This window comes from Arthrobacter sp. 05T442, assembly GCF_056395945.1.
In genome coordinates this window covers 1-25,804 of record NZ_JBFTKM010000006.1, presented here as the reverse complement: position 1 = coordinate 25,804, position 25,804 = coordinate 1, and the positions used below count along the sequence as shown (strand labels likewise).

Below are 25,804 nucleotides of genomic sequence, written 5' to 3'. Positions count from 1 at the left end.
GATGGCACCCGCTGTTGCGGGTGCCATCAGTCGTTTGGGCACGACGGCGTCGCACGCCGTGTGCTTGGGGAAGCGCGCTTAAGCCTGCGCGGCGGCGGCGGCGGCCTTCGCCGCGGCCGGCAGGGCGTCGAAGATCCGGTTCATCGCCGCGTCGTCGTGCGCGGCCGAGAGGAACCAGGCCTCGAAGACCGACGGCGGCAGGTAGACGCCCGAGTCCAGCATGGAGTGGAAGAACGGCGCGTAGCGGAAGACCTCCTGGCCCTGGGCGTCGTCATAGTTGTGGACCCCGCGGGCCGAGGTGCCGAACGCAACCGAGAACAGGTTGCCGGCGCGCTGGATCGAGTGGTCGACGCCGGCCGCATCGAGGGCCGAGGACAGGGCCCCGGAAAGCTCCAGCGAACGGGCGTCCACGAACGAGTACACCTCCGGCGTGGCGTGGGTCAGGGTCGCGACGCCGGCGGCCATCGCCACCGGGTTCCCGGAGAGGGTGCCGGCCTGGTAGACGGGGCCGAGCGGCGCGAGGTAGTCCATGACCCCCGCCCGGCCGCCGAGGGCTGCCGTCGGCATGCCGCCGCCGATGACCTTCCCGAAGGTCAGCAGGTCCGGGGCCCAGGGTTCGGCGGCGTCGGCCGCCCCGCCGGTCAGGCCCCAGTATCCGGAGTAGCCGGTCCGGAAGCCGGTGAGGACCTCGTCGAGGATCAGCAGGGCGCCGTGCTCGCGGGTGATCCGGGAGAGCCCCGCGTTGAAGCCCTCCCCGGGGGTGACGACGCCCATGTTGGCGGGCGCCGCTTCGGTGATCACGGCCGCGATGTTGGGCCCGTGCTTGGCGAAGGCGGCTTCGACGGCGTCGAGGTCGTTGTAGGGCAGGACGAGCGTTTCGGCGGCCGTAGCGGCCGTGACGCCGGCCGAGCCGGGCAGCGCAAGGGTTGCCAGGCCCGAACCCGCCGCGGCCAGGAGGCCGTCGAGGTGGCCGTGGTAGCAGCCGGCGAACTTGATGATGAGGTTCCGGCCGGTGAAGCCGCGGGCCAGCCGGACGGCCGTCATGGTCGCCTCGGTGCCGGTGGAGACCATCCGGACGCGTTCGGCGGCCGGGACGCGCTCCTTGACCAGGGCCGCGAGGTTTGCCTCGTCCGGCGTGGAAGCGCCGAAGGACAGGCCGCGGTCGACGGCGGCGTGCACGGCCGCCAGGACGGCCGGGTGGGCGTGTCCCAGGAGGGCCGGGCCCCAGGAGCAGACCAGGTCCACGTACTCGGCGCCGTCGGCGTCGGTCAGGTACGGGCCCTTGGCGGAGACCATGAAGCGCGGCGTCCCGCCCACGGATCCGAAGGCGCGGACGGGCGAATTGACTCCGCCGGGCATCAGCTGGCGGGCACGGTCAAAGAGTTCCTCGTTGCGAGGCATGCTGGACGTCATGGTTCCTATTCTTTCAGTTCCGCGGCCGGGTCAAGGCCCGTACAGCCTCAGCCGGCCGGCGATCCGGCCAGCAGGGCCGCCACGCGGGGCGCGACTTCGGTGCCGAACAGCTCGATGGAGCGCATCATGGCGGCGTGCGGCAGGGTGCCGTGGCTGTATTTGAGGTCGAAGCGGTCCACGCCCAGGTTCTTCTTGAGCAGCGCGATCTTAGCGGCGACGGTGCCCGGTGACCCGACGTACAGGGCGCCTTGCGGGGTGCACAGGGCGTCGAACTCGGCACGGTTTCCGGGACCCCAGCCGCGCTCGGAGCCGATCCGGTTGCGCTGTGCCAGCCAGTGCGGGAAGAGTTCCTCGCGGGCTTCCTCGTCGGTGGCCGCAACATGGCCGGGTGAGTGCGTTGCCATCTGCCGCATCGGGTGCCCGTACTTGGCCATGGCCTCGCGGTAGAGCCCGGCCAGCGGGCCGAAGGAACGTGGTTCGCCGCCGATGATGGCGAAGATGATCGGGTAGCCGTACTCGGCGCAGCGCAGCACCGATTCGGGGGTGCCGCCGACGCCGATCCAGGCCGGCAGGAGATGGTGTTCCAGCGGCGGATAGACGCTCAGCCCGCTGAGGGACGAGCGGGTGCGGCCCTCCCAATGGATGGGTTTCTGCGCCCGGACCTTGTCGAAGAGTTCGAGCTTTTCCTCGAACAGGACGTCGTAGTCGGCCAGGTCGAGTCCGAAGAGCGGGAAGGACTCGATGAAGGACCCGCGGCCCAGCATGACCTCGGCCCGGCCGCCGGAGATGGCGTCGACCGTGGCGAAGCGCTCGAACACCCGGATGGGGTCATCGGAGCTGAGCACTGTCACGGCGGAGCCCAGCCTGATGTGCCTGGTCCTCGCGGCGGCGGCGGCGAGGAAGACCTCGGGCGCGGACACGGCGAAGTCGCGGCGGTGGTGTTCGCCCACGCCGAAGGCATGGAGCCCCACCTCGTCGGCAAGCTCTGCCTGTTCGAGCAGTTGCCGGAGCACCTGGGCGTGCGGGACGGGGTGCCCGTCGGGGAAGACGCCGACGTCGCCGAACGTGTTCAGGCCCAGGAGGATCCGGTCCGGCCCGACCGGGTCCGCGGGAGCTGCCACGGAGCCCAGGGGCGAGGTCGCGCTGCTCATCAGGATTCCTTCAGCCAGCCGGCGAGCTCGCTCGCCCAGTAGGTGAGGACCAGGTTGGCGCCGGCACGTTTGATGCCCAGCACGGACTCGGTGATGGCCGCCCGCCGGTCAATCCAGCCGTTGGCGGCGGCGGCCTCGATCATCGAGTACTCCCCCGAGATCTGGTAGGCCGCCACCGGCACCGGGCTCATGGCGGCGACGTCGGCGAGGATGTCGAGGTAGCTCATGGCGGGCTTGACCATGACCATGTCGGCGCCTTCGGCCAGGTCCAGTTCCACTTCCAGGATGGCCTCCCGGCGGTTGGCGGCGTCCATCTGGTAGGTGCGCCGGTCCCCTGTCAGCTGCGAGTCGACGGCTTCGCGGAACGGGCCGTAGAACGCGGAGGCGTATTTCGCGGCGTAGGCCACGACGGCGGTGTTGGCGTGTCCGGCGTCCTCAAGGGCCTGCCGGATCACGGCGACCTGGCCGTCCATCATGCCCGAGGGGCCGAGGACATGGGCGCCGGCCTCCGCCTGGGCGACGGCCATCTGGCCGTAAATTTCCAGGGTGGCATCGTTGTCCACGTAGCCCTTGGCGTCCAGCACACCGCAGTGGCCGTGGTCGGTGAATTCGTCGAGGCAGACGTCGCTCATGATCACGAGCTCATCGCCGACCTCGGCGCGGACGTCCCGGATGGCTTTGTTTAGCACGCCGTCGGGGTCCAGGGAGGCGGTGCCGCGCGCATCGCGTTCAGCGGGGACTCCGAAGAGCATGATGCCGCCGACGCCCAGCCGCACGGCCTCGGCTGCGGCGCGTTTGAGCGAGTCGGTGGTGTGCTGCTGCACGCCGGGCATCGAGGCGATGGGGTTGGGCTCGTCCAGTCCTTCCCGGATGAAGGCGGGGAGGATCAGTTCCGCGGCGGAGAGGCGGTGCTCGGCGGTCAGCCGGCGCATGGCGGGGGTGGTGCGGAGCCGGCGGGGGCGGTGGGTCGGAAAGCTCATGGTCTGTCCTTCGCTGGGTGCTCGGTTGCGGGCGGTTGAGGGGACGGGTGGGGCGCTGCTGTCAGGGAACGGACCACCGCGGCCACGAGGCCGGAGGCCGTCGGCTTTTCGGCGGTGGCCGCGACGGTGAGGCCCAGGGCCTCCGCTTCCCCCGCCGTCGAACGCCCGATCGCCACGAAGCGGCAGCGGCCAAGGGGCGCGAGGCCGGCGTGGATGCGGCGGGCGGCGCTGGGTGCGGCGGCGACGACGGCGTGCAACCGGCCGGCGTCGATCTCGGCCTTCGCCTGGGCCGTGGTGAGCACTGCTGCCGGTGGCCCGGCGTCGTGTTGCCCGGGAGGCGGCGGGCATGCGCGCAGTCCGCGGGCCGGATTGGCCGGGTAGTCCACCGTCCGGTACGCGGTGACGGCCTGGACGGACGCTCCCCGGGCCTCCAGTCCCCGGCGGAGACTGGGGTCGGCGATGTCGGCCTGCGGCAGGAGCACGCTGGGCCGGCCCTCGGGCCAGATTCCGGCCAGGCCGGCGCCGGACTGCTGCGCCGTGGGTGCCAGGTCGACGCCGATCCCCCGCGACTCAAGCGCCCGTCGCGTGGCCGGGCCGATCGTGGCCACCTGCACGCTGCCGGGGAGCCAGGTTCCCAGGGTCGCGCCGCGTTCGGCGGCTTTGGCCTCGAGCACCTGGACGGTCGTCACGCTGCTGATCACAAGCCAGGTGTAGGCCCCGGCGCCGAGGGCATCGAACGCGACGTCGAGGGAATGCTGGTCGCTGGCGACCTCGAAGTCGATGAGGGGCAGCAGCACCGGTTCGGCGCCCACGCGGCGCAGTGCCGCCACGAGCTCCCCGGCGCGGTCCGGGGTGCGGGCGACGAGGATCCGGGCGCCGTCCAGCGCTCCTGCCCGGGAGCGCGCGTCCGGGCGGTCGTCCCCGCTGTGCTGTTCCGTGGCCTGCCCCATGACTTGATGGATTCCGCGGTTCAGGAAACGGCCAGGTCCGCGATGTCGGCGGCGCCGCGGGCCAGCAGGCCTTCGGCCAGTTCGATCCCCAGGAGGGTGGCCCCGACTTCGGTCAGGCCGTCGGTGGCCTTCTTGTCCCGGACGCTCGCTGTGCCGTCGACAGCGCAGACGACGGCTTCGAGGTGCAGCATGCTGCCCTTGCGGTAGGCGTAGGCGCCCACGGGGGCCGCGCAGCCGGCCTCCAGCCGGGCCAGGAGTGCCCGTTCGGCGGTGACGGCGAGTCTCGTGTCGGGATCATCGAGGGCCGCGAGGGCCTGGGCCAGGACGCCCTGGGAGCCGTCGGTGGATCCGGATTTCCTGGGGGCGTCGGCAGTCCGGCATTCGATGGCGAGGGATCCTTGTCCGGCTGCGGGCAGCATGACGTCGGTCTCGAGGTATTCGCTGACCGCGTCCAGCCTTCCGATCCGGTGCAGGCCGGCGGCGGCGAGCACGACGGCGTCGAGGTCGCAGGACTTGCCCTCCACGACGGCGCCGGAGGTGTTGCCCGGAAGTCCGGGAACCCGTCCAAGGCGTGTGTCCACGTTCCCGCGGATGTCCCGGATGTCCAGGTCCGGCCGCGCGGCGCGCAGCTGCGCGGCCCGGCGGGGAGAACCTGTGCCAACCGTGGCGCCGGCGGGCAGGTCCGCGAGCTTGAGCCCGTCCCGGGCGCAGAGGACGTCCCGGACGTCGACGCGCTTGGGCGTCGCGGCGAGGGCCAGTCCGAGGGCCGGCCCGGTGGGGAGGTCCTTGAGGGAATGGACTGCGACGTCGCAGCGGTCCTGCAGCAGGGCATCGCGCAGCGCGGCGACGAAGACGCCGGTGCCGCCCATCTGGGACAGCGAGCCTTTGAGGACGTCGCCGTCGGTCCTGATGTGCACCAGTTCGACGGGGAACCCGCCGACGGCGGCCAGCTGGTCCGCGGTCTGCTGGGTCTGGGTGAGCGCCAGGGTGCTGGCGCGGGTTCCGATCCTGATGGTCACAGTGCTGCCTGACCTGCCGCCGGGAGGCCGGCAGGCGCCGGGGACGGGTCGTGGCCGGTGCCGACGGTGGTGTCCGCGCCCGCGATGGTGGGCTTTTCGCCGCGGAAGTTGGCGCAGCAGCCCGGGCGGCAGACGTCGTACCAGGGGCCGAGCGTGGTCAGGCGCGGCCGGTCCGTGATGTTGTTGGCGGCGGTCCGCTCACAGATCAGGTCCACGATCCCGGCCACGAACTTGCGGTGCGTGCCGGGGGTAGGGACGCGCGTGGCGGCCAGGCCGAGCTTGCCGCAGGTTTCCAGTGCCTCGGTGTCCAGGTCCCAGACAACTTCCATGTGGTCGCTGACGAAGCCAAGCGGCACGATCACGATGCCCTTGGTGCCCTGTCCGGCGAGCGCCTCGATGGCGTCGTTGATGTCGGGCTCGAGCCACGGCACGTGGGGCGCACCGGAGCGGGACTGGTAGACGAGGGACCACGGCGCGGTGAGGCCGGTCTCGGCTTCGACGCGGCGGATGACCTCGGTGCCGGTGGCCAGGTGCTGGGCCACGTAGGCGGAGTCCTCGTCGAAGTGGCGCGGCTCGCCCTCGGAGCGTCCGGCGGCTTCGGCGTCGCGGGTCGGGATGGAGTGCGTGGCGAACAGGATGTGCACGGGAGCATCGGGGGTGCCGGCCGCGGCCAGCTGGGCGCGGACGTCGTTGAGGCCGGCGGCGGTGCCTTCGATGAACGGCTCCACGAAGCCCGGGTGGTCGAAGTACTGGCGGACCTTGTCGACTTCGAGTTTTCCGTCCAGCCCGGTGTCCGTCAGCGCCATGCCGATGTCCTCGCGGTACTGGCGGCAGCTGGAGTAGCAGGAGTAGGCGCTCGTGGTGACCATGAGGACCTTGCGGTGACCGGCGTCGTACATGTCCTGAAGGGTCTGCGGGATGTAGGGATCCCAGTTGCGGTTGCCCCAGAAGACGGGGAGCTCGATCCCGCGCCCGGCGAGTTCCGCCTCGATCCCGGCTTTGAGCTCGCGGTTCTGCTGGTTGATCGGGCTGATGCCGCCGTTGGCACGGTAGTGGTGGGAGACCTCTTCGAGCCGCTCGTCCGGGATGCCGCGGCCTCGCGTGACGTTGCGGAGGAACGGGATCACGTCCTCCTGGCCTTCGGGGCCGCCGAAGGACGCGAGGAGCACGGCGTCGTACTCCTTCGGGGCCATCCGGCCCGCTTCCGTGACGGAGTTGACGGCGGTCGGCGCCGTGACGGATTCCTGGGGATCCAGTTGGCTCATGAGAGCACCTCGAGGATCCCGGCGGCGTTGACGCGGCGTCCGGTGTAGAACGGGACTTCCTCGCGGACGTGGTGGCGGGCTTCGGTAGAGCGCAGGTGGCGCATGAGGTCGACGAGGTCCACGAGTTCGGGCGCTTCCAGGCCGAGAATCCATTCCCAGTCGCCCAGGGCGAAGGAGGAGACGGTGTTGGAGATGACCTGGGGGAAGTCGCGGCCCAGCATTCCGTGGTCGCGGAGCATCGCGCCGCGCTCGGCGTCGGGCAGCAGGTACCACTCGTAGGAGCGGACGAAGGGGTAGACGCAGAGCCACCCTGCCGGTTCGACGCCGCGGGAGAACGCCGGGGTGTGGTTCTTGGCGAACTCTGCCTCGCGGTGTACGCCCATGGCGGACCAGGCGATGTCGGTGCCCGTGAACAGCTTGCTGCGCCGGATGTCCCGGACAGCCCGCTGCAGCGCTTCGGGCTGGGGGCCGTGCAGCCAGATCATGATGTCAGCGTCGGCGCGCATGGCGGAAACGTCATAGCTGCCGCGGTGGACCACCCCTGCGGCGGCCAGGGTCCCGATCAGGGTGTCGAACTCCTCGGCAGCTTCGCTGCTGCGCGGGACGTCCCCGGAGCGCTTGAACACCGTCCAGAGGGTAAAGAACTGCTCGGCTGATTCTTCGGTTTTAGTGACAGATTCGGCAGAAGTGTGGCTCATACCTACCAGTCTGCCCCTTCACCGCATCTAAGTCGAAAAAAAGCACTTCTACGATGCGTAGAAGTGCTTTATTTCACATCCGGGAGGTCGCCTTCGGACGGACGGGTCCGTCAGATTTTGCGCATCCGGACGACGGCGACGCCGGCCCCGAGGGACAGGGCGACCAGGCAAACGCCCCAGCCGACCAGCGGGGACGGTCCGGCGGGTTTGACCGCCGCGGTTGCCTGCAGCGCGGAGCTGCCCGTATGTCCCTGCGCTCCGGCGGCCGACGGCGCCGGGGCACCGGCGGCCGGTGCGCCACCGTCCTGGACCTGCGGCTCGGCAGTCCCCGCCGGTGGGGACGGCGTCACGGCCGCTTCGGCCGGGGCGGAGGCGGCCTGGGAGCCTGCAGCCGGAGGCTGGTCAGTGCCCGCTGCCTGCTGCTGGCCAGCGGCGACGCTTCCGGAGGCGGGCGCGGCGACGCTTCCGGAGGCGGACGCGGCGGGCTGCGGGAGCGCGGGCTGCACGGTGGGCTGCACGGTGGGCTGCGCAGGGCCTCTTTTCTGCGCGGCGCTTTGTGCCGGGGATTGCTGCGGTGTCGCGGTCGGTGCGGTCTGCGTCGGAGCGGCAGGCGTGGACTGCTGCGTGGGGGTCGGCTGCGGTGAGGGGCCCAGCAGTCCGCCCAGCAGATCATCGATGCCCAGGGACAGCCAGGCGTTGGCCGTGGCGGTGGAGGCTGCGGCGGAAAGTCCCGTTGCGGCCTGTGAGGCAGAAACCCCTGACGTAAGCGCCAGCACCACTCCGAGCGTGGCAGCCGCTGCGCCGCGCCGGAGTCCCCCAAGGTGACCGGTCTGCGCCCGTGCCCCGTGGGGCCTGAAAATAACCATAGTCATCGAGCCTAGCCGCCCGAACGGCAGCCGGGAAAATTTGCTGGGGTCATGCTCGAAGGGGCCGGCGGCTCGTCGGGCCCTACAGGGTCAGGAGAGCAGTGCCCGCACCTGCCGTGGCGTGTCGGCAACGATCGCCGCGAGGCCGTTGCCGGAGAGCCACCCACCCACCACAGCCACGCTGCCGTCCGCGGCGCAAATGCTCCGGACTTCGTCGACGCGCCTCCCGTGGCCCAGGGAAGCGAACGGCAGCGCCCCGGCCCAGCGCACGACGTCCCAGTCCACGACGTCCCGGGCAGTGACCGGGACGGACAGGAGCGTGGAGGCGTCCCTGAGGGCGGCTTCGAAGAGCTCCCCATCGGTGCGCGGCTCAGCACGTCCCGGGGCGCCGTGCCGCGTGTCGCCGCGCCCGTAGGACAGGCGGATGACGTGGGTGCCGGGGCCGGTCCGCCCGGCCAGCCAGCCCCATTTGGCAGTGGCATGGGTCAGGGCCTTGGCCTGGATGCCCGGGCTTTGCGGAGCCACGAGGACCCCGGTGCCGCGCGGAGCGGCGTCCAGTGCCGGCACGTCCAGCACAAGCGTGACCAGGCTGACGTCGGGTCCGGCGCCGGGGCGGAGTCCTGCGAGCGCCGGCAGGGCCTTGGCGAGCAGTGCGACGGCGGCAGGGCCTTCCGTGGCAACTACGAGCAGTCCGGCGTCGTACCAGGTCTCCCCGGCTCGGATGCGCCAGCCGCCGGCGGTGCGTTCCACGGAGTCCGCCGGTGAATTGGCATGCAGCATGACGCCGCGCTCGCGCAGCTCGGCCAGCAGCGCAGACACCAGGGTGTGCATGCCGCCGCGCAGACCTGCGACAGCTGACCCTGCCTTCTGCAGCCCGGCTTTCGGCGGCGCCGCTCCCCCGCGGCGGGCGCCGCCAGGCGCCGCTCCCCCGCGCTGGGCCGTGACGGCGGCGGCAAGGGACCCGTGCCGTCGGGTTCCGGCCCGCAGCCCGGGCGCGACCATGTCGACGTCGAGGACCTCGGGATCGGCCGAGTGGACGCCGCCGACGACCGGCGCCACGAGACGTTCGAGGACCCGCCGCCCCATCCGGGCACGGACCAGCGCGGCGACACTCGTGTCCTCGTTGCCGGTGCCGATGGAGGCGGGCAACACCGCGTCGAGGGAGGCCCGGAGCGAGCCCAGGAAACCGAGCGAGCGGCGGACTTCAGGATCCCAGGGGTTGGCCGGGATGCCGAGCACCCCGGTACGGGGAAGTTCCCGCGGGCCCTCCGGGAGCTGGACCCAGGCGCCGCCCGGATTGGGCCGGACGATCTCGCCGGCAAGGCCCAGCTCGGCGGCGAGATCAGCCACGGCGGATGAACGCGTGGCAAAGGACTCGGCCCCGCTGTCCAGGGTCAGTCCGGCCACGATGTGGCGTCCCACGCAGCCGCCCCATTCCCCGGAGGACTCCAGGACCGTGGTGCGGGCGCCGGCCAGGGCCAGTTCCCGCGCGGCGAGCAGGCCGGAGATCCCGCCGCCGACCACGACGGCGCTTGGCCCGGCAGGCGCGGGCCCGGCGGCAGTAATCCCGGCGCCAGCCGGGCCTGCGTCCACGCCGCTACTCCGGGGAGATGGAGTGGATGAGCTGGACGACGCGCGTCAGAACCGCCGGGTCCGTCTCCGGGGGCACTCCGTGGCCGAGGTTCAGCACGTGGCCGGGGGCCGCGGCGCCGGCCGCGATGACCGCGCGGACGTGGGCTTCAAGAACGTCCCAGGGCGCGGAAAGCAGCGCGGGATCGATGTTGCCCTGCAGCGGCACGGTGCCGCCGAGCCGGCGGTTGGCCTCGTCCAGCGGCAGCCGGTAGTCGACCCCCACGACGTCGACGCCGACGTCGCGCATGGCCACGAGCAGTTCCGAGGTGCCGGTGCCGAAGTGGATGAGCGGTGCCCCCAGGTGCCGCACATGGTCCAGGGCGCGCGATGACGCCGGGGCAACGAAACGTTCATAGTCAGCGAGTCCCAGCGATCCTGCCCAGGAGTCGAAGAGCTGCGCGGCGGAGGCGCCGGCTTCCAGCTGCGCGCGGAGGAACATCCCGGACGCGTCGGCCGCCCAGTTGGCCAGCGCCGTCCAGGTTTCCGGGTCAGCGTGCATCATCGTGCGCGGACCGAGGTGGTCGCGGGAGGGTTTGCCTTCCACCATGTAGGCCGCAAGGGTGAAGGGGGCGCCGGCAAACCCGATCAGCGGGGTGCTGCCGAGCTGCGCCACCGTGAGCCGGACCGCCTCCCGGATCGGCTCGAGCGCCTCCCATGTCAGCTGCGGGAGCGCGGCGACGTCCGCGGCCGTGCGGACCGGCTCGTCCAAGACGGGGCCCACGCCGGGAACAATGTCGACGCCGACGCCGGCCAGTTTGAGCGGAATCACGATGTCCGAGAAGAAAATGGCCGCATCGACGTCGTGCCGCCGGACAGGCTGCAGCGTGATCTCGGAGGCGAGTTCGGGGCGCAGGCAGGAGTCCAGCATGGCCACTCCCTCGCGCACCTTCAGGTATTCAGGGAGCGAGCGGCCCGCCTGGCGCATGAACCAGACGGGGCGGCGGGAGGGCTTGCCCCCGCGATAGGCCGTAATCAGCGGGGAACCGGCGGTGCGGCCGTCCATCAGCGGGTGTCCGGCGTCGAGCCCGGAGGTCTCGTGGGTAGACGTGTCGTCAGTGGCCGCAGCGCTAGGAGTCATGACTTCGATTGTGCCCAAATTCGGGCCCAAAAGATAACGACAGCCTGTCACCGCTTCCTCCCCGGGCCCGCGCGTGGCGGGAATCACAGGCCGGGGTGCCCATCCCCACTCCGGATTGTTGTTCTACGCGGACACGAAAAAGCTATGATGGTCGTGCTGTGGTTCTTTTCTCATTGGTGGCTACACACGCCGACATCGATCTCGAAACCGTTGCTCAGTTGAGCACCGGCGCTTCGGAGCTCGCCACATCCGCCCTCGCCGGATCGCCGGCAGTGGCGGGTGCAGTTGTGCTTGCCACCTGCAACCGCTTCGAAATCTACGGTGAGGCACCGGACCCGGACGACGTCGAAGCCGCCCGCGCGGCTCTGATCAGCCACATCAGCGGAGCCAGCGGGCTCAACGACCAACTCGTCTCCCGGGCCTTCAGCACCCGCACCGGTCCCGAGGTCAGCCAGCACCTCTTTTCGGTCAGCTCCGGCCTGGACTCCGCGGTGGTCGGCGAACGCGAGATCGCCGGGCAGGTCCGCCGCGCCCTGATCACCGCCCAGCATGAGGGCACCGCAAGCTCGGGCCTCGTGCGGCTGTTCCAGGCCGCGTCCAAGACGGCCAAGGACGTCGGCGCCCAGACTGCGCTCGGCTCCCGCGGCCTCTCAATCGTCTCAGTGGCCCTGGATCTCGCCACCGACCTGTCAGAGAATCCCGACTGGTCCACCAAGAAAGCAGTCGTCTTCGGTACGGGCGCCTATGCCGGCGCCACGATGTCGCTGCTGCGCGAACGCGGCTGCACCGACGTCTCTGTCTTTTCCTCCTCCGGCCGCGCCGCCGGGTTCGTCGCAACCCGCGGCGGCACGGCGCTGGACGAGGCGACCCTGCCGGCCGCCGTCGCCGCTGCGGACGTCATGATCGGCTGCAGCGGCTCGGACACGCGCGTCGAAGCCTACGAGCTGGCCCGCGTCCGGGCGGCGTCAACCCGGCCGTTGATCGCGATCGACCTGGCCCTCACCCACGACTTCGACCCCGCAGTCGGCGAGCTCGACGGCGTCGAACTGCTGACCCTCGAGTCCGTCCGGCTCGCCGCGCCGCAGGAACAGGCCGAGTCCCTGGCGCAGGCGAGCAGCATCGTGGAAGGTGCGGCCAGCGCCTTCGAGCAGGAACGCGAGGCGCGCTCGGTGGACTCGGCGATTGTCGCCCTCCGCCGCCACACGATGAACGTCCTCGATGCGGAAATGGAAAAGGTACGTGCCCGGCACGGCTGCACCGCTGCGGCTGAGGAAGTCGAATTCGCCCTGCGCCGGATGGTCAAGCAGCTGCTGCATGTGCCCACCGTCCGTGCCCGCGAACTGGCCGCCAACGGGCAGCAGGAACACTACGTCGCCGGCCTCGAAGCTCTCTACGGCATCACGGTTGACCCGCCGGCAGCGCCGGCGGCAACGGCCGAATGCCCGGCCGGGCGCGGCCAGCTCCCCGCCGACGCCGGCGAGAGGCACACCGCCTGACCCGTCCGGCTGTTCAGCCGAACGCGTTGATGCCCGTCAGTTCAGCCGACAGCGCCCACAGGCGGGCGGCATCATCCCGGTCCACAGCGTGGGCATCCACACCCCGGATCCGTGCCTCGGGCGATCCGGGCACGGTAGGCTCCGCGATATCGCAGTCCTCGCAGTAGACCCCGCCCATTCCTTCAAGCGCAGGGGATGTCGCCGCCCACACGGATGTGGCGGCACCCTGCGCCGGCGACTTGAACCGCGCGTCGACGTTGCCCTGTTCGTCCATCCAGCCGGAGGCAATCATTTCCTCCCGCGGCAAGTGCCGTTGAAGCTCAGTCATGATGCCTCCCGGATGCACGGCGAAGGCGCGCACCCCGAAGTTCCTGCCGAGGGCGTCCAGCTGGACGGCGAAGAGGGCGTTGGCCGTCTTTGCCTGCCCGTAGGCCCGCCATTTGTCGTACCCGGAATCGAAGTTGATGTCCTCGAAGCGGATGCGCGAGAGCTTGTGCCCCGTCGAGGACAGCGACACCACGCGGGCCCCGTTCCCCGCGGAGAGCGCCGGCCACAGCAGGTTGGTGAGGGCATAGTGGCCCAGATGGTTCGTGGCGAACTGCGATTCCCAGCCCGGTCCGACCCGGCGCTCGGGACTGGCCATGATGGCGGCGTTGTTGATCAGGATGTCCAGGCTGCGGCCCGCGCCCGGCGCGCCGGAGGCCAGGAATGCGGCCGCGAATTCCTTCACGCTGGACTGGTCCGCGAGGTCCAAACCGGCCACTGTGACGTCCCCGGGTGCCGTTCCGGCCGGAAGCCCGGCCGCGTCCAGGACCTCGCGGGCATGCTCAGGCCGGCGCGCCGGCACCACCACTGCGGCGCCGGCAGCGGCCAATGCCCGGACGGTCTCCAGGCCCAGCCCTGAGTAGCCACCGGTGACGATGGCGGTCTTCCCCGTCAGGTCAATGCCCGCAATGACCTCGGCCGCGGTCGATTCCCTGCCGAAGCCGGAGCCGGTCTTCCGCTGCGGTGTCAGCGCGTGTGCCTCGCTCATGATGCTGCCTTTCGACTCTGACGGAACCCGTTCAGTAGACGGGCTTGCCCGGTTCAACGTCCCGCACCCAGGCAAGGATCCCGCCTTCGAGGTGGCTGACGCGTTCGTAACCGGCGGTGCGGGCCGCGGCGAGGACCGCTGCCGAACGCGTGCCGGCCTTGCAGTGGAAGACGATGTCCGCGTCCTGGGGCAGGTCCTCCCACGCCTCACCGGCCAGAATCCGGCCCTGCGGGATAAGCACCGCCCCGTCGATGCTGACGATCTCATGCTCACCAGCTTCCCGCACGTCCACCAGGTGGAAATCCTTGAGGCCCGCTTTGCGCGAGGCCAGCATGGTGGCGAGCTGGGTCGCCGTCACCGTGTGCTCGGTCCCGGCATCCGCCGTCGGGGTGATCCCGCAGAACGCCTCGTAGTCGGTAAGTTCCGTGACGCGGGCGGCCTCGGGGTCCCGGGAGACCCTGATCTCCCGCCAGGTGCCGCCCAGCGCGTCATAGAGCGCCAGCCGTCCCAGCAGGGAACGCCCGACGCCGGTGACCAGCTTGACGGCCTCCGTCACCATCAGCGATCCGACGGCGGCGCAGAGCATGCCGAACACGCCGCCTTCCCCGCAGGACGGCACGGATCCAGCCGGGGGCGCCTCCGGGTAGAGGTCCCTATAAGTGGGCCCGTACTGCTCCCAGAAAACGCTGACCTGCCCGTCGAACCGGAAGATCGACCCCCAGACGTAGGGCTTGCCGAGGATGGCGGCGGCGTCGTTGACGAGGTAGCGGGTCGCGAAGTTGTCGGCGCCGTCGAGGATGAGGTCGTATCCGGCGAAGAGCTCCAGGGCGTTGGACGCGTCGAGGCGGATGTTGTGGAGCCGGACGTCCACGAGCGGGTTCAGCGCGGCAATGGCATCGCGGGCGGACTCGATCTTGGGCCGGCCGACGTCGGCGACGCCGTGAATGACCTGGCGCTGGAGGTTGCTCAGGTCCACGGTGTCGTCATCGACGATGCCAAGGGTGCCCACCCCTGCGGCGGCGAGGTAGAGGAGGGCCGGAGACCCGAGCCCACCGGCGCCGATCACCAGGACTTTCGCGTTCTTGAGCCGTCGCTGGCCGATCGCGCCGATTTCGGGAATGATCAGGTGGCGCGAGTAGCGTTCCACTTCGTCCGGACTGAGGTCCGCCGCAGGTTCCACCAGCGGTCCGGGCCGTTGCTCCGGTGTAGCGGGCGCGGCATGTGCGATGAACTTGGAAGCCATACTTCAATCTATGCCCGAAGATACCGTCAGGTCATATTACCCGCGCGTAAAGTGTTCTTAACTGCAAGGGAAAGAAGGCCGACAGTGATTCATCGGGCACCGGGTGGGCGTGACCAGGCGGGCAAATCGCCTGCCGCACAGTCGCGGAGCGGCGGACAGCGCTCGGCACGGCTCCCCCGCGACGAACGCCGGGCGCAACTGCTGGCAGCTGCGCAGGAGGTCTTCGTGGCGAACGGGTACCACGGAGCGGCCATGGATGAAATCGCCGATGTCGCCCGCGTGAGCAAGCCGGTGCTCTACCAGCACTTTCCGTCCAAGCGCGAGCTGTACCTGGCGCTGCTGGACAGCCACCTCACGAAGCTCATCGAGCTCCTCATGGGCGCCCTGAATTCCACAACGGACAACGACGAGCGGGTCCAGGCCGTCATGCGCGCCTACTACCGGTTCATCGCCAGCGACGACCAGGCGCACCGCCTCGTCTTCGAATCGGACCTGATCAACGATCCCGATGTCAGCGCCCGGCTGGAGGCCTTCAACAAGACCTTCGCCGACGCCGTCGCGCGCGTGATCGCCGAGGACACCAAGCTCCCCGAGCTGGAGGCCCAGCTGCTGGGCCGCGGCCTCGCAGGAATGGCGCAGGTCAGCGCCCGGTACTGGCTGGAAACCGGCGGCGACCTCGACCTCGATGTGGCCAGCGACTTGATCTACCGTTTAGCTTGGCGCGGAATCAGCCGCTTTCCCAAAGAGACCTAGACTACAAATAGGGATGACCCCTTGATATGTATTCGACTTTGATTGGCTTGGAGGCCTTGCAGTGGAAGTAAAGATCGGCATTCAGAACATCGGCCGCGAAATCGTCCTGGAATCTACCCAGGATGCGGACGCCGTGGCAAAGGTAGTCGGAGACGCCATCGCCAAGGGCACTGAACTGCGCCTGACCGACGACAAGGGACGCCAGATCATCGTTCCGGCCAGTGTCCTGGGCTACGTCGAAATCGGGGCCGAAGAGGTCCGCCGCGTCGGATTCGGCGCGCTCTAGCCCCACCCGGCTGGCCGCCGGCGCACCCCCGCAACTGCTGCCCCGTCATTGTCCCGACGAAGATAAGGTGTCCGAAATGCTTTCCCTGATTGTGGTCGCCCTGGTGACTGTTGCCGCGGGCTTCGTCGTGTGGGCCAATGACAAGCGCCACGCCAAATACGGCATCAGCGTCCCGGCGGGGGTCTCCGCCTCGGTCGGGATGCTGAGCTGGATCCTCTTCATGGCGGCAGGGTTCGGCTACCAGCCGGGCCTGACGTGGATCCCCTGGATCTTGCCGCTGCTCCTGGGCACCGCTGCGGCCATCGCCTCTGTGATGTACCTCGGCAGGCACCGGACCCGCCACGACACCGCCCGGCTCACGGCCATCCTGAAGATCTAGGGACCCTGCCGGAGGCAGAGCCGGCCTAGAGGAACTCGGCCCGGCCTTCCATGGCCGAGGACGCCAGGGCGTGCTCGCGCCGCGGGATTCGGCCAGCCGCTTTCGCCAGCCTGCCGGCGATGACCGCGTGTTTGAAGGCCTCCCCCATGAGCGCCGGATTCTGCGCCCGGGTCACTGCCGTGGCCAGCAGGACGGCGTCGCAGCCGAGTTCCATGGCGAGCGCGGCGTCCGAAGCCGTACCGATCCCGGCGTCGAGGACCACCGGTACGGACGCCCGCGAGACGATCAGTTCGATGTTGTGCGGGTTCAGGATGCCCAGGCCGGTGCCGATCGGCGACCCCAGGGGCATGACGGCCGTGGCGCCGAGGTTTTCCAGCCGCAGGGCCAGCACGGGATCGTCGTTGGTGTAGGCGAAGACCTTGAAGCCGCGGGCCACAAGCCGTTCGGTCGCGTCCACCAGTTCCACGGCATCGGGCAACAGGGTGTGCTCGTCGGCGATGACTTCCAGTTTGACCCAGTCGGTTTCGAGGGCGTCCCGGGCCAGCTCGGCGGTCAGGACGGCGTCCTTGGCGGTGAAGCAGCCAGCCGTGTTGGGCAGGACCCTGATGTTGTGGTCCACGAGCAGCTGGAACAACGAGCCTGCCTCCGCGGGCGAGTAGCGGCGCATCGCGACCGTGGTCAGTTCGGTCCCGGACGCGGCAAGGGCCGCCCCCAGTCCGTCCAGGCTCGGGGCGCCGCCGGTGCCCAGGATCAGTCGCGATCCCAACCGGACGCCGTCGACAATAAACGGGTCGCCGCCGGACGGGGTGGCCTGGTCCGCCGGCGGTGCCGTGAGTGCGGTTTCTTTCATATCGTTCATCCTCCCTGTACTGCCGTGACCAGCTCGACGTCGTCGCCGTCGATGAGCGCGGTGGCGTGCCACTGGCTGCGCGGCACTACCTCGGAATTCCGGGCCACCGCGACGCCGAGCCTACGCCCGTCCGCGGACTGGCCGTCCGGGCCGACGGTCCGGCCGGTGAGCTGCCTGACGAGCGTGCTGACGGAGGTGCCGTCCGCGACGGCGTGCTCCGTTCCATTCAGTCTGATGTTCATGGTGCTTCCTTGTTGGGGTTTTGTGCCTGCCTCGCGTGCCGGGCGTCATCTGCCGGGCACGGACGCGGAGGCCTCAGCGGCACGGGAAAACCGGTCCGGACGGAATCCGGACCAGCGCGGGTCCGCGGTCCCGTCCATCAGTTGCCGGCAGAGAATCGCAGCCGCGGGGGTGAGCAGGACGCCGTGCCGGAAGAACCCGGTGGCGATGATGAGTCCGGGGATGTCTCCGACGTCCGCGGCCTCCGCCGCCGGGCCGTGGTGCGCAACGCGCCCCAGCAGCGGCGCGTTGTCCGGCGTGCCCGGCCGGGCGCGTGCTGTGGCCTCCAGGAGTTCCAGCTCAGCCACGGCCGGCACCAGCTGCTGGGCGTCCCGCAGCAGCTGGTAGACGCCGCCCGCGGAGACTGCGGACGGGTCCGACGGCCCGTCTTCGCGCTGGGTGGCCCCGATCACCACCGTGCCGTCCTGCCTCGGGACGATGTAGACCGGGATCCCGCGGACCAGGCCGCGCACGGTGGAGGCCAGCAGGGGCTGCAAGTGGGCGGGCACGCGGAGCCTGAGGATGTCCCCGTAGACCGGCCGGAGCGGCAACGCGAGCCCCGCCGGCAGGCCGGTCAGGTCCGGGGCTCCGAGTCCATTCGCCACGACCGTTTCCCGGGCGTGGACCACACCGCCACCTTCGAGGCTGACCCCGCTGACGCGTCCGTCCTGCCAGAGCAGTCCGGCCGCGCGCCGGCGGAGGGCGCGGCCTGGGCCTTCTCCTGCCAGCAGGGCGGCGATCCTGGCAAGCAGCTTCCGGGGGTCCACCTGGTGGTCGGCCGGGATGTCGAAGGCGCAGGAGATCGCCGGGCTCAGCAAGGGTTCCCTGCTGCGCGCTTCGCGCACGGTCAGGGGTTCGACGGTGAGGCCGCAGGCCTGCTGGACCGTCCGCAGGTCCGCGAGTGTCCGGCGGTCGGCGGCGTCGGCTCCGACGACGAGGGTCGGCGTCGTCAGGTAACCGGTATCCGGGCACGTGTCCGCTGCTGTTCCCGGGTCGTGTCCCGCTCCGGCGGCGCCGTCGAGTCCCGCGGCGAAGCCCGGCCACAGCCGGGAGGACTCGAGCATCAGTTCCAGGAGGCCTTCCTCCTGGTAGTGCAGTTCACTGACGGGCGCGAGCATCCCGGCGGCGGCCCAGCTGGCGCCGCTGCCGGGGGCGTCGTCGATCAGGACAACCGACCGGCCCGAGCGGCGGGCCTCCCAGGCGATGCCATGGCCGATCACGCCGGCGCCGATGACCGCGACGTCGTAACAATCATCGTGTGTCGGGGTGCCCATGAGGATTCCTTCCCTACGCCGGTACTAACCGGATCAGGTCAAGCGGTCGGCTCTGACGCCCTCTCAGCCGTGCAGTGTCCTACGCCGGTGGCGTGAACGGCTGCAGCGGGCTCCCGCGGTATGGGCCCAGTTTAGAGGAACTAGGCTGGTCCCATGAGCCAGGAAGCCCTCCACACCACTGCCCGCCTGTACCTGTGCACCGACGCCCGCAAGGATCGAGGCGACTTCGAGGACTTCGTGGACGCCGCTTTTGCCGGCGGGGTGGACATCATCCAGTTGCGCGACAAGTCCCTGGAGGCGGCCGAGGAACTTGAGCTCCTCGAAGTACTGCACAAGGTGGCGCAGCGCCACGGACGGCTGTGGGCCGTCAACGACCGGGCGGACATCGCGTCCCTCTCCGGGGCACCGGTGTTCCACATCGGGCAGAAGGACATTTCCCTCGGCGCCGCCAGGAACTTCCTGGGCAACGGCGCCGTCATCGGGCTGTCGACCCACAGCCCCGGGCAGGTGGACGCCGCCATTGCGGCCGCGCCCGGGCGCAAGGCGCTCGACTACTTCTGCGTGGGGCCCGTGTGGGCCACGCCCACCAAACCCGGGCGCGCCGCCGTCGGGCTCGATCTGGTGCGCCACGCTGCCCAGGCGGTCCGCCGTGCCGGGGCCGCAGGAACCGGCACGGTCGACGGCGGAGTGCCCTGGTTCGCGATCGGCGGGATCGGCCTCGGCAATGTCGAGCAGGTCGTCGATGCCGGAGCCCGGCGGATCGTGGTGGTCCGGGCCATCACCGACGCCGATGATCCCGCCGGCGCCGCGCGTGCCCTGCTCGCTGCGCTGGACGCCGCGGAAGCCTGAGGCCGGTCCCCGGCCCGTCGCGGACGTGGTTCCCGGGCAGCGGCGGACCTAGCCGGCCAGACCCAGCTGCGCCATCCTGCGGGAGTGGTTCGCGGCGAGCTCGGCCGTCAGCCCGCTGACCAACTCCCTGGACCGGGCATCGTCCCCGACGAGGGCGCCGAGGAACGCGTGCTCGAAACTCACCCGCTGCGCCTGCGTCAGGGCCTCGCCCAGCAGGCGCCTGGCCCACAGTGCCAGCCGGGACGCCAGCCGGGGGTCATCGGCCAGCGCCGTCTTGAGGCGGTCCCGCAATGCGGCCGTCCCCTCGTCGGCGGATTGGATCCGCTCGATCAGTTCCCGGGTCCCGGCGTCGACGTACCGGGCGATGGCACGGTAGAAGTCCGCGGAGACCGTGTCGATCACATAGGCCTTCATCAGCGATTCATACCAGTCCGCAGGGCGCGTCCGCTCGTGGAAATGGTCCACGGATGCCTGGAAGGGCAGCATGGCAACCTCCGGGTCCAAGCCCATGTCCGCGAGCTTGGCGCACACGAGTTCGTAGTGCTGGAACTCGACGACCGCCATCCTGCCCAGGACCGCGCGGTCGTGCAGCGTGGGCGAATACCGGGCGTCCGAAGACAGTCGCTCGAAGGCCGAAAGCTCGCCGTAGGCCATGACGCCGAGCAGATCCCTGAGGAAGCTGTTGTAGCGGGCGGGATCAGCCGGGGATGCGCTCATGATCCAAGACTAATGGCGCAATTCGGGCTAATCTGATTTTCGTGTCCCATCATCGCCTGACCCCCAGCGTCCACGAACAGAATAACCAGCTTGCCGGGGCTCTCAAGGCGCTGCGCACCACGTTGGAACTGCCGGGCGCGTTCCCCGAGAACGTGCTCCGTGACGCGGAGGCGGCCGTGGCCGAACACAAGCTGCCGGATCTTGATCTCACGCATGTCGAGTTCGTGACAATCGATCCGGCGTCGTCCACCGACCTCGACCAGGCACTGTTCATTGACCGCTCCGGCGAGGGTTACAGAGTGTTTTACGCCATCGCGGACGTCCCTTCGTTTGTGGCCCCGGGCGGGGCGCTCGACGCCGAAACGCGCCGTCGCGGCCAGACCTTCTACACACCTGACGGGCGGATCCCCCTTCATCCGGAAGTCATCAGCGAAGCCGCCGGCAGCCTCCTGGCCGGGCAGCTGTGCGCCGCGTTTGTCTGGGAGTTTGAGCTCGATACCGCCGCGGAGGTGTCCTCGGTGCTCGTGCGGCGGGCGCAGGTCCGCAGCCGCGCCAAGCTCAGCTACAAGGGCGTGCAGGCCGGGCTCGACGACGGCACCGCGGCGCCGGTACTGCAGCTGCTCAAGGAGGTCGGCATCAAGCGGGTGGAACTGGAGCGCCTCCGCGGCGGGGCGAGCCTGAACATGCCGGAGCAGGAAATCCAGCAGCTGCCCGACGGCGGCTACCGGATCGTGGCGGCGCCGCCGCTGCCGGTGGAGGACTGGAACGCGCAGATTTCCCTCATGACGGGCATGGCCGCTGCCCGGCTGATGCTCGAGGGCAAGGTCGGCATCCTGCGCACCATGCCCGCCCCGGATGAAAGCTCCCTGCGGCACTTCCACCGCCAGACGCACGCCCTCGGCAAGCCCTGGAACGGAGAAATGAGCTACGGCGAGTACCTGCGCACCCTTGACCCCACGGACCCACGGCAGCTGGCGATCGTGCATTCGGCCGGAATGCTCTTCCGCGGAGCCGGCTACACGCCCTTCGACGGAACGGTGCCGCAGGCCGCCCTCCAGTCCGCCATCGGCGCGGCGTACGCCCATTCCACGGCCCCCCTGCGGCGGCTGATCGACCGCTTCGTACTGGTCATCTGCGAAGCCCTCAGCAACGGAACGGAGGTTCCGGCCTGGGCCCGCGAGGCCCTGCCCTCCCTTCCGTCCATCATGGCAACCTCGGACCAGCTGGCCGCCAAGCTGGAGCGGCTGTCCCTGGACACTGTGGAGGCGGCCCTGCTCATCAACCACATCGGCCAGGAATTCGATGCCGTCGTCATTTCCGGTTCGAAGCCAGCCAGGAACGGCAACGGGAACGGCGGGGCCGCCGGCAAGGCCAACGGGAACGGAAAGCAGTCCGGCAACGGCAACGGACCCTCCGGCATCGTGCAGATCGCCGAGCCCGCAGTCACGGCCCGGTGCCCCGGCGAGTTGGAACCCGGCACGCAGGTCCGGGTCCGGATCCTGTCCTCCGACATCACCACCCGGGAGGTCCGGCTGGAGCTCGCAGGCTGACACGCCCGGGCATCCCGCACCTGAACTGCGGGTCCCAATTGCGGGTCCCGTCGAGGTTCCGGGCCCGGTACAGCTAGACTGGAGAGGTAGATATGGATGCCCGGTCGTTGATTTCCATCATTTTCGAATTCAACAAGCCCGCCCCTACGCGATCTTGAGACACACCCGCTGGTCCCCAGTGCCAGCATTTAGATAGCCCGCGATCGGCTTCCACTGGAATTGCCTGCGCGCCTGAGCGTGCTCCGGAACGGCCGACCCGGCCGCCCCCGTCGAGCAAGCAGCGCAGCCCAAAATGAATAAGGAAACTCACCTGTGAGTGAATTGCACACGCACCAGCTTCTGACCGACGCATCCGGAACGGAATCGATCGAGCCCGAAGAGACCATCATCTCGGACGAAAAGCCGCATGAGATTGCCGAGAAGACCTTCGCGGACTACAACGTCCGCGCCGACATCGTGGAGTCCCTTGCCGCCGCCGGCATCACCCACCCCTTCCCGATCCAGGCCATGACGTTGCCCGTCGCCCTGGCCGGCCACGACATCATCGGCCAGGCCAAGACCGGAACCGGCAAGACCCTGGGCTTCGGCATCCCTGCGCTGCAGCGCGTCGTCGGCCGCGACGACGCCGGCTTCGAAAAGCTGGCAGTTCCGGGCGCACCGCAGGCTCTGGTGATCGTGCCGACCCGAGAACTGGCCGTCCAGGTGGCGAAGGACCTTGAGAACGCCGCCACGAAGCGCAACGCCCGCATTGCCACCATCTACGGCGGCCGGGCCTACGAGCCCCAGGTTGACGCGCTGCAGAAGGGCGTCGAAATCGTTGTCGGAACCCCCGGCCGCCTCATCGACCTGTTCAAGCAGAAGCACCTGAGCCTGCAGAACGTCAAGATGGTCATCCTCGACGAGGCCGACGAAATGCTGGACCTCGGCTTCCTCCCCGACGTTGAGACCCTCATCGCCGGCACCCCCGCCGTCCGCCAGACCCTGCTGTTCTCCGCCACCATGCCCGGCCCGGTCATCGCCATGGCCCGCCGCTACATGACCCAGCCGACCCACATCCGTGCCGCCGACCCGGACGACGAAGGCCTGACGAAGCGCGACATCCGCCAGCTCATCTACCGTGCCCACAGCATGGACAAGGTCGAGGTCGTGGCCCGCATCCTGCAGGCCCGCGGACGTGGCCGCACCATTATCTTCACCAAGACCAAGCGCACCGCAGCCAAGGTTGCCGAGGAACTCGTGGACCGCGGCTTCGCAGCCGCCGCCATCCACGGCGACCTGGGCCAGGGTGCCCGCGAGCAGGCGCTCCGCGCCTTCCGCAACAACAAGGTCGACGTCCTCGTGGCCACCGACGTCGCCGCCCGCGGCATCGACGTCGACGATGTCACCCACGTGATCAACTACCAGTGCGTCGAAGACGAAAAGATCTACCTGCACCGCGTGGGCCGCACCGGCCGCGCCGGCAACAAGGGCACGGCCGTGACGTTCGTCGACTGGGACGACATGCCGCGCTGGGGCCTGATCAACAAAGCGCTGGGCCTGAGCTACCCGGAGCCCGTGGAAACTTACTCCTCGTCACCGCACCTCTTCGAGGAGCTGGACATCCCCGCGGGCACCAAGGGCCGCCTGCCGCGCGACAAGCGCGTGCTGGCCGGCGTCGACGCTGAGGTCCTTGAGGACCTCGGCGAGACCGGCAAGAAGAACGCCCGCGGCACCAGCGCAGGCGGACGGGACAGCGCCCGCGGCACCAGCGCAGGCGGACGGGACAGCGCCCGCGGCACCAGCGCAGGCGGACGGGACAGCGGCCGCGATACCCGCCGCAGCGGCGGCGCCGGTGGCGGGCAGGAGAGCGGACGGTCCGGAGACCGCCGTCGCCGTCCCGCCGAGGCTGATGCCTCCGCCGGCCAGGCTGCCGAGGCTGTAGCGACGGCGGCACCGGCACCCGCCAAGGCCGCGGTCGAGGTCGACCGGGCCACCCGTGCCCGCCGCCGGACCCGCACCCGCCGCCACAACGGCGAAGTGGTGACCGGGGGCGACGCGCAAGGCGGCACTTCGCAGCCGGGCAGCGCCGAGGCCTAAACCCCTTCATGACTGACACCGTCTGGGCGCCGGACGGCAGCAATCTGGTGGTACACGCGGACAACGCGGAGTACCTTCCCACGCTGCCGGACGGCGCCTTCACCTTGATTTACGTGGATCCGCCCTTCAACACCGGCCGGGTCCAGAAGCGCCAGGAAACCCGGATGGTGCTCAACGCTGGCGGCGAGGGCGACCGGGTCGGCTTCAAGGGCCGGTCCTACGACACCATCAAGGGCGCCCTGCACAAGTACGACGACGCGTTCAGCGACTACTGGTCCTTCCTCGAGCCGCGGCTTGTGGAAGCCTGGCGGCTGCTCGCCGACGACGGCACCCTGTACCTGCACCTGGACTACCGCGAGGTGCACTACGCCAAGGTGATGCTGGATGCCATCTTCGGCCGCGAATGCTTCCTCAACGAGATCATCTGGGCGTACGACTACGGTGCCCGGGCCAAGTTCCGCTGGCCCACGAAGCACGACAACATCCTCGTGTACGTCAAGAACCCGGCCAAGTACCATTTCGACAGCGCCGAGGTGGACCGGGAGCCGTACATGGCGCCCGGGCTTGTCACGCCGGCGAAGCGCGAGCTCGGCAAGCTCCCCACCGACGTCTGGTGGCACACCATCGTCTCCCCCACCGGCCGGGAGAAAACGGGTTACCCGACGCAGAAGCCCGAAGGGCTGATCCGCCGGGTGGTGGCTGCTTCGAGCCGGCCGGGCGACTGGTGCCTGGACTTCTTCGCCGGGTCCGGGACGCTCGGCGCCGTGGCCGCGAAGCTTGACCGCAGGTTCGTGTGCGTGGACCAGAACCAGCCGGCCATCGACGTCATGGCCAAGCGGCTCTCAAAGCACGCCACGTTCACGTCGTTCCCGGGCAACTAACTCGCATTCCCAACTAACTGGCAGCAGGGGCCGTTCTGGGCGCTCAAAACGGCCCCTGCTGCCAGTCAGTTGGGTCGAAGGGGATCAGCGGACCACGGATGAGCCAGTGCCCAGGTCCTCGATCCGGGCCAAGACCTCGGGCGAGGTGAGGTTCTCGCCCAGCAGGTTCGGCTTCCCGGCGCCGTGGTAGTCGGAGGACCCGGTCACGAACAGGCCGTACCGTTCGGCCAGGCCGCGGAGGAACTCACGTCCCTCCTCGGGGTTGTCCCGGTGGTAGATCTCCAGGCCGGCCAGCCCGGCGTCGATCATCTCCCGGTAGGTGCGCTCTCCCACGATCCGTCCGCGGGAGGAAGCGACGGGGTGGGCAAAGACCGGCACCCCGCCCGCCGCCCGGACCAGTTCGACGGCGAGCGCCGGCTCCGGCGCGTAGTGCTGCACCCAGTAGCGCGACCGGGAGGTCAGGATGGAACTGAAAGCCTCGGACCGGTCCTCCACGACCCCGGCGGCGACGAGCGCGTCGGCAATGTGCGGCCGGCCCAGCGTCGCCCCCGGAGCCACGTGGTGGATGACGTCGTCCCACGTCAGCGGGTAATCCTCGGAGAGAAGGCTGACCATCCTCTTCGCCCTCGTGTGCCGCGCGTCCTTGGCTTTCGTGATTTCCTCCAGCAGCCCCGGGTGCGCCGGGTCATGCAGGTAGCTCAGGAGGTGGACGCTGATTCCGTCCTGCGTGCGGCAGGAAACCTCCATGCCGGGCACGAGGGCGATGCCGTGCTCCCGGGCCGCCACGGTGGCCTCCGCCCAGCCGCCGGTGGAATCGTGGTCGGTCAGGGCTACGGCGTCGAGCCCGGCGTCAGCAGCCGACGCAATGACGTCGGCCGGCGCCTGGGTGCCGTCGGAAACATTCGAGTGGGCATGCAGGTCAATCCTCACTCCACCAGCCTAGACGATATGAAGTGAGGGGTGCGGGGCCCAGCCCCGTCCGGGACCGGCCATTATCGCCGGACGGTCCCGGCAGCGCCGGCTTGGTGTAATCCGTGCCCTCTGCGTGGTGGGCGGCGCTGCGGGGCCTGATCCCGGCGGTGATGT

At 69.9% G+C, this 25,804-nt stretch carries 25 protein-coding genes; 8 read left to right on the top strand and 17 right to left on the bottom strand.

Features of this window, described 5'->3' with window-relative positions:
• Positions 1–78 precede the first annotated feature (78 nt).
• From hemL to hemE, 10 genes are all read right to left on the bottom strand, one after another.
• On the bottom strand, positions 79–1,413 hold the full coding sequence (gene hemL / locus AC1DES_RS08200) for a glutamate-1-semialdehyde 2,1-aminomutase (protein WP_476895209.1): 1,335 nt from the start codon (positions 1,411–1,413) through the stop codon (positions 79–81).
• Positions 1,414–1,460: 47 nt separating this feature from the next.
• Positions 1,461–2,564, bottom strand: coding sequence for an LLM class flavin-dependent oxidoreductase (locus AC1DES_RS08195; RefSeq protein WP_476895208.1), 1,104 nt, complete (start codon positions 2,562–2,564; stop codon positions 1,461–1,463).
• Complete coding sequence (gene hemB, locus AC1DES_RS08190; protein WP_476895207.1) at positions 2,564–3,544, bottom strand: porphobilinogen synthase; 981 nt, start codon at positions 3,542–3,544, stop codon at positions 2,564–2,566. Before hemB ends, AC1DES_RS08195 begins: the two co-directional genes overlap by 1 nt.
• Positions 3,541–4,494, bottom strand: coding sequence for a uroporphyrinogen-III synthase (locus AC1DES_RS08185; protein ID WP_476895206.1), 954 nt, complete (start codon positions 4,492–4,494; stop codon positions 3,541–3,543). Before AC1DES_RS08185 ends, hemB begins: the two co-directional genes overlap by 4 nt.
• A 20-nt stretch (positions 4,495–4,514) precedes the next feature.
• The gene (gene hemC / locus AC1DES_RS08180; protein ID WP_476895205.1) at positions 4,515–5,513 is read right to left on the bottom strand and encodes a hydroxymethylbilane synthase; all 999 of its coding nucleotides are present in this window, start codon (positions 5,511–5,513) and stop codon (positions 4,515–4,517) included.
• Positions 5,510–6,778, bottom strand: a complete 1,269-nt coding sequence (locus tag AC1DES_RS08175; RefSeq protein WP_476895204.1) for a ferrochelatase — start codon at positions 6,776–6,778, stop codon at positions 5,510–5,512. Before AC1DES_RS08175 ends, hemC begins: the two co-directional genes overlap by 4 nt.
• The gene (gene hemQ / locus AC1DES_RS08170) at positions 6,775–7,476 is read right to left on the bottom strand and encodes a hydrogen peroxide-dependent heme synthase (RefSeq protein ID WP_476895203.1); all 702 of its coding nucleotides are present in this window, start codon (positions 7,474–7,476) and stop codon (positions 6,775–6,777) included. The genes AC1DES_RS08175 and hemQ overlap by 4 nt, the downstream gene beginning before the upstream one ends.
• Positions 7,477–7,586: 110 nt before the next feature.
• Positions 7,587–8,348 carry a hypothetical protein gene (locus AC1DES_RS08165; protein WP_476895202.1) on the bottom strand — a complete coding sequence of 254 codons (762 nt, stop codon included), beginning with the start codon at positions 8,346–8,348 and terminating at the stop codon, positions 7,587–7,589.
• A gap of 84 nt (positions 8,349–8,432) precedes the next feature.
• Positions 8,433–9,935, bottom strand: coding sequence for a protoporphyrinogen oxidase (gene hemG / locus AC1DES_RS08160; protein WP_476895201.1), 1,503 nt, complete (start codon positions 9,933–9,935; stop codon positions 8,433–8,435).
• 4 nt (positions 9,936–9,939) lie between these two features.
• Positions 9,940–11,052, bottom strand: coding sequence for a uroporphyrinogen decarboxylase (gene hemE, locus AC1DES_RS08155; protein ID WP_476895200.1), 1,113 nt, complete (start codon positions 11,050–11,052; stop codon positions 9,940–9,942).
• A gap of 158 nt (positions 11,053–11,210) precedes the next feature.
• On the opposite strand from hemE, the gene AC1DES_RS08150 reads away from it, so the two are divergent.
• The gene (locus tag AC1DES_RS08150) at positions 11,211–12,548 is read left to right on the top strand and encodes a glutamyl-tRNA reductase (protein WP_476895199.1); all 1,338 of its coding nucleotides are present in this window, start codon (positions 11,211–11,213) and stop codon (positions 12,546–12,548) included.
• Positions 12,549–12,561: 13 nt separating this feature from the next.
• Here the strand turns inward: AC1DES_RS08150 and AC1DES_RS08145 are convergent, their stop codons facing one another.
• Both AC1DES_RS08145 and moeB read right to left on the bottom strand, forming a co-directional pair.
• On the bottom strand, positions 12,562–13,581 hold the full coding sequence (locus AC1DES_RS08145) for an SDR family NAD(P)-dependent oxidoreductase (protein ID WP_476895198.1): 1,020 nt from the start codon (positions 13,579–13,581) through the stop codon (positions 12,562–12,564).
• A 31-nt stretch (positions 13,582–13,612) separates the two neighbouring features.
• Positions 13,613–14,824, bottom strand: a complete 1,212-nt coding sequence (gene moeB / locus AC1DES_RS08140; protein WP_476895197.1) for a molybdopterin-synthase adenylyltransferase MoeB — start codon at positions 14,822–14,824, stop codon at positions 13,613–13,615.
• A 6-nt stretch (positions 14,825–14,830) separates the two neighbouring features.
• Between moeB and AC1DES_RS08135 the strand changes: the two genes are divergently transcribed.
• From AC1DES_RS08135 to AC1DES_RS08125, 3 genes are all read left to right on the top strand, one after another.
• The gene (locus AC1DES_RS08135; RefSeq protein WP_476895313.1) at positions 14,831–15,577 is read left to right on the top strand and encodes a TetR/AcrR family transcriptional regulator; all 747 of its coding nucleotides are present in this window, start codon (positions 14,831–14,833) and stop codon (positions 15,575–15,577) included.
• A 61-nt stretch (positions 15,578–15,638) separates the two neighbouring features.
• Positions 15,639–15,863 (top strand): DUF3107 domain-containing protein, encoded by a 225-nt coding sequence (locus tag AC1DES_RS08130; RefSeq protein ID WP_476895196.1) that lies wholly within the window; start codon positions 15,639–15,641, stop codon positions 15,861–15,863.
• 76 nt (positions 15,864–15,939) lie between these two features.
• On the top strand, positions 15,940–16,242 hold the full coding sequence (locus tag AC1DES_RS08125) for a hypothetical protein (RefSeq protein ID WP_476895195.1): 303 nt from the start codon (positions 15,940–15,942) through the stop codon (positions 16,240–16,242).
• A 25-nt stretch (positions 16,243–16,267) separates the two neighbouring features.
• Here the strand turns inward: AC1DES_RS08125 and AC1DES_RS08120 are convergent, their stop codons facing one another.
• From AC1DES_RS08120 to thiO, 3 genes are read right to left on the bottom strand one after another with little or no spacing between them, the layout of a single operon-like run.
• Positions 16,268–17,092, bottom strand: coding sequence for a thiazole synthase (locus AC1DES_RS08120; protein ID WP_476895194.1), 825 nt, complete (start codon positions 17,090–17,092; stop codon positions 16,268–16,270).
• 5 nt (positions 17,093–17,097) lie between these two features.
• Positions 17,098–17,334 carry a sulfur carrier protein ThiS gene (gene thiS, locus AC1DES_RS08115; protein ID WP_476895193.1) on the bottom strand — a complete coding sequence of 79 codons (237 nt, stop codon included), beginning with the start codon at positions 17,332–17,334 and terminating at the stop codon, positions 17,098–17,100.
• Between the two features lie 45 nt (positions 17,335–17,379).
• Entirely contained in the window at positions 17,380–18,645 is a 1,266-nt protein-coding gene (gene thiO / locus AC1DES_RS08110; protein ID WP_476895192.1) for a glycine oxidase ThiO, read from the bottom strand.
• A 153-nt stretch (positions 18,646–18,798) separates the two neighbouring features.
• Between thiO and thiE the strand changes: the two genes are divergently transcribed.
• On the top strand, positions 18,799–19,494 hold the full coding sequence (thiE, locus tag AC1DES_RS08105; RefSeq protein ID WP_476895191.1) for a thiamine phosphate synthase: 696 nt from the start codon (positions 18,799–18,801) through the stop codon (positions 19,492–19,494).
• A gap of 48 nt (positions 19,495–19,542) precedes the next feature.
• On the opposite strand, the gene AC1DES_RS08100 is transcribed toward thiE, so the two are convergent.
• Positions 19,543–20,211, bottom strand: a complete 669-nt coding sequence (locus AC1DES_RS08100; RefSeq protein WP_476895190.1) for a ferritin-like fold-containing protein — start codon at positions 20,209–20,211, stop codon at positions 19,543–19,545.
• A gap of 41 nt (positions 20,212–20,252) precedes the next feature.
• Here AC1DES_RS08100 and AC1DES_RS08095 point away from each other — a divergent pair, with 41 nt between their 5' ends.
• The 3 genes from AC1DES_RS08095 to AC1DES_RS08085 all read left to right on the top strand — a co-directional run bounded on the left by AC1DES_RS08095 (position 20,253) and on the right by AC1DES_RS08085 (position 24,718).
• Positions 20,253–21,761: an RNB domain-containing ribonuclease gene (locus AC1DES_RS08095; RefSeq protein WP_476895189.1), complete on the top strand. Its 1,509-nt coding sequence runs from the start codon at positions 20,253–20,255 to the stop codon at positions 21,759–21,761.
• A gap of 312 nt (positions 21,762–22,073) precedes the next feature.
• Positions 22,074–23,837, top strand: a complete 1,764-nt coding sequence (locus AC1DES_RS08090; RefSeq protein WP_476895188.1) for a DEAD/DEAH box helicase — start codon at positions 22,074–22,076, stop codon at positions 23,835–23,837.
• Positions 23,838–23,845: 8 nt separating this feature from the next.
• Positions 23,846–24,718: a DNA-methyltransferase gene (locus AC1DES_RS08085; protein WP_476895187.1), complete on the top strand. Its 873-nt coding sequence runs from the start codon at positions 23,846–23,848 to the stop codon at positions 24,716–24,718.
• 84 nt (positions 24,719–24,802) lie between these two features.
• Here the strand turns inward: AC1DES_RS08085 and AC1DES_RS08080 are convergent, their stop codons facing one another.
• Complete coding sequence (locus AC1DES_RS08080) at positions 24,803–25,648, bottom strand: PHP domain-containing protein (protein ID WP_476895186.1); 846 nt, start codon at positions 25,646–25,648, stop codon at positions 24,803–24,805.
• Between the last annotated feature and the right edge of the window lie 156 nt (positions 25,649–25,804).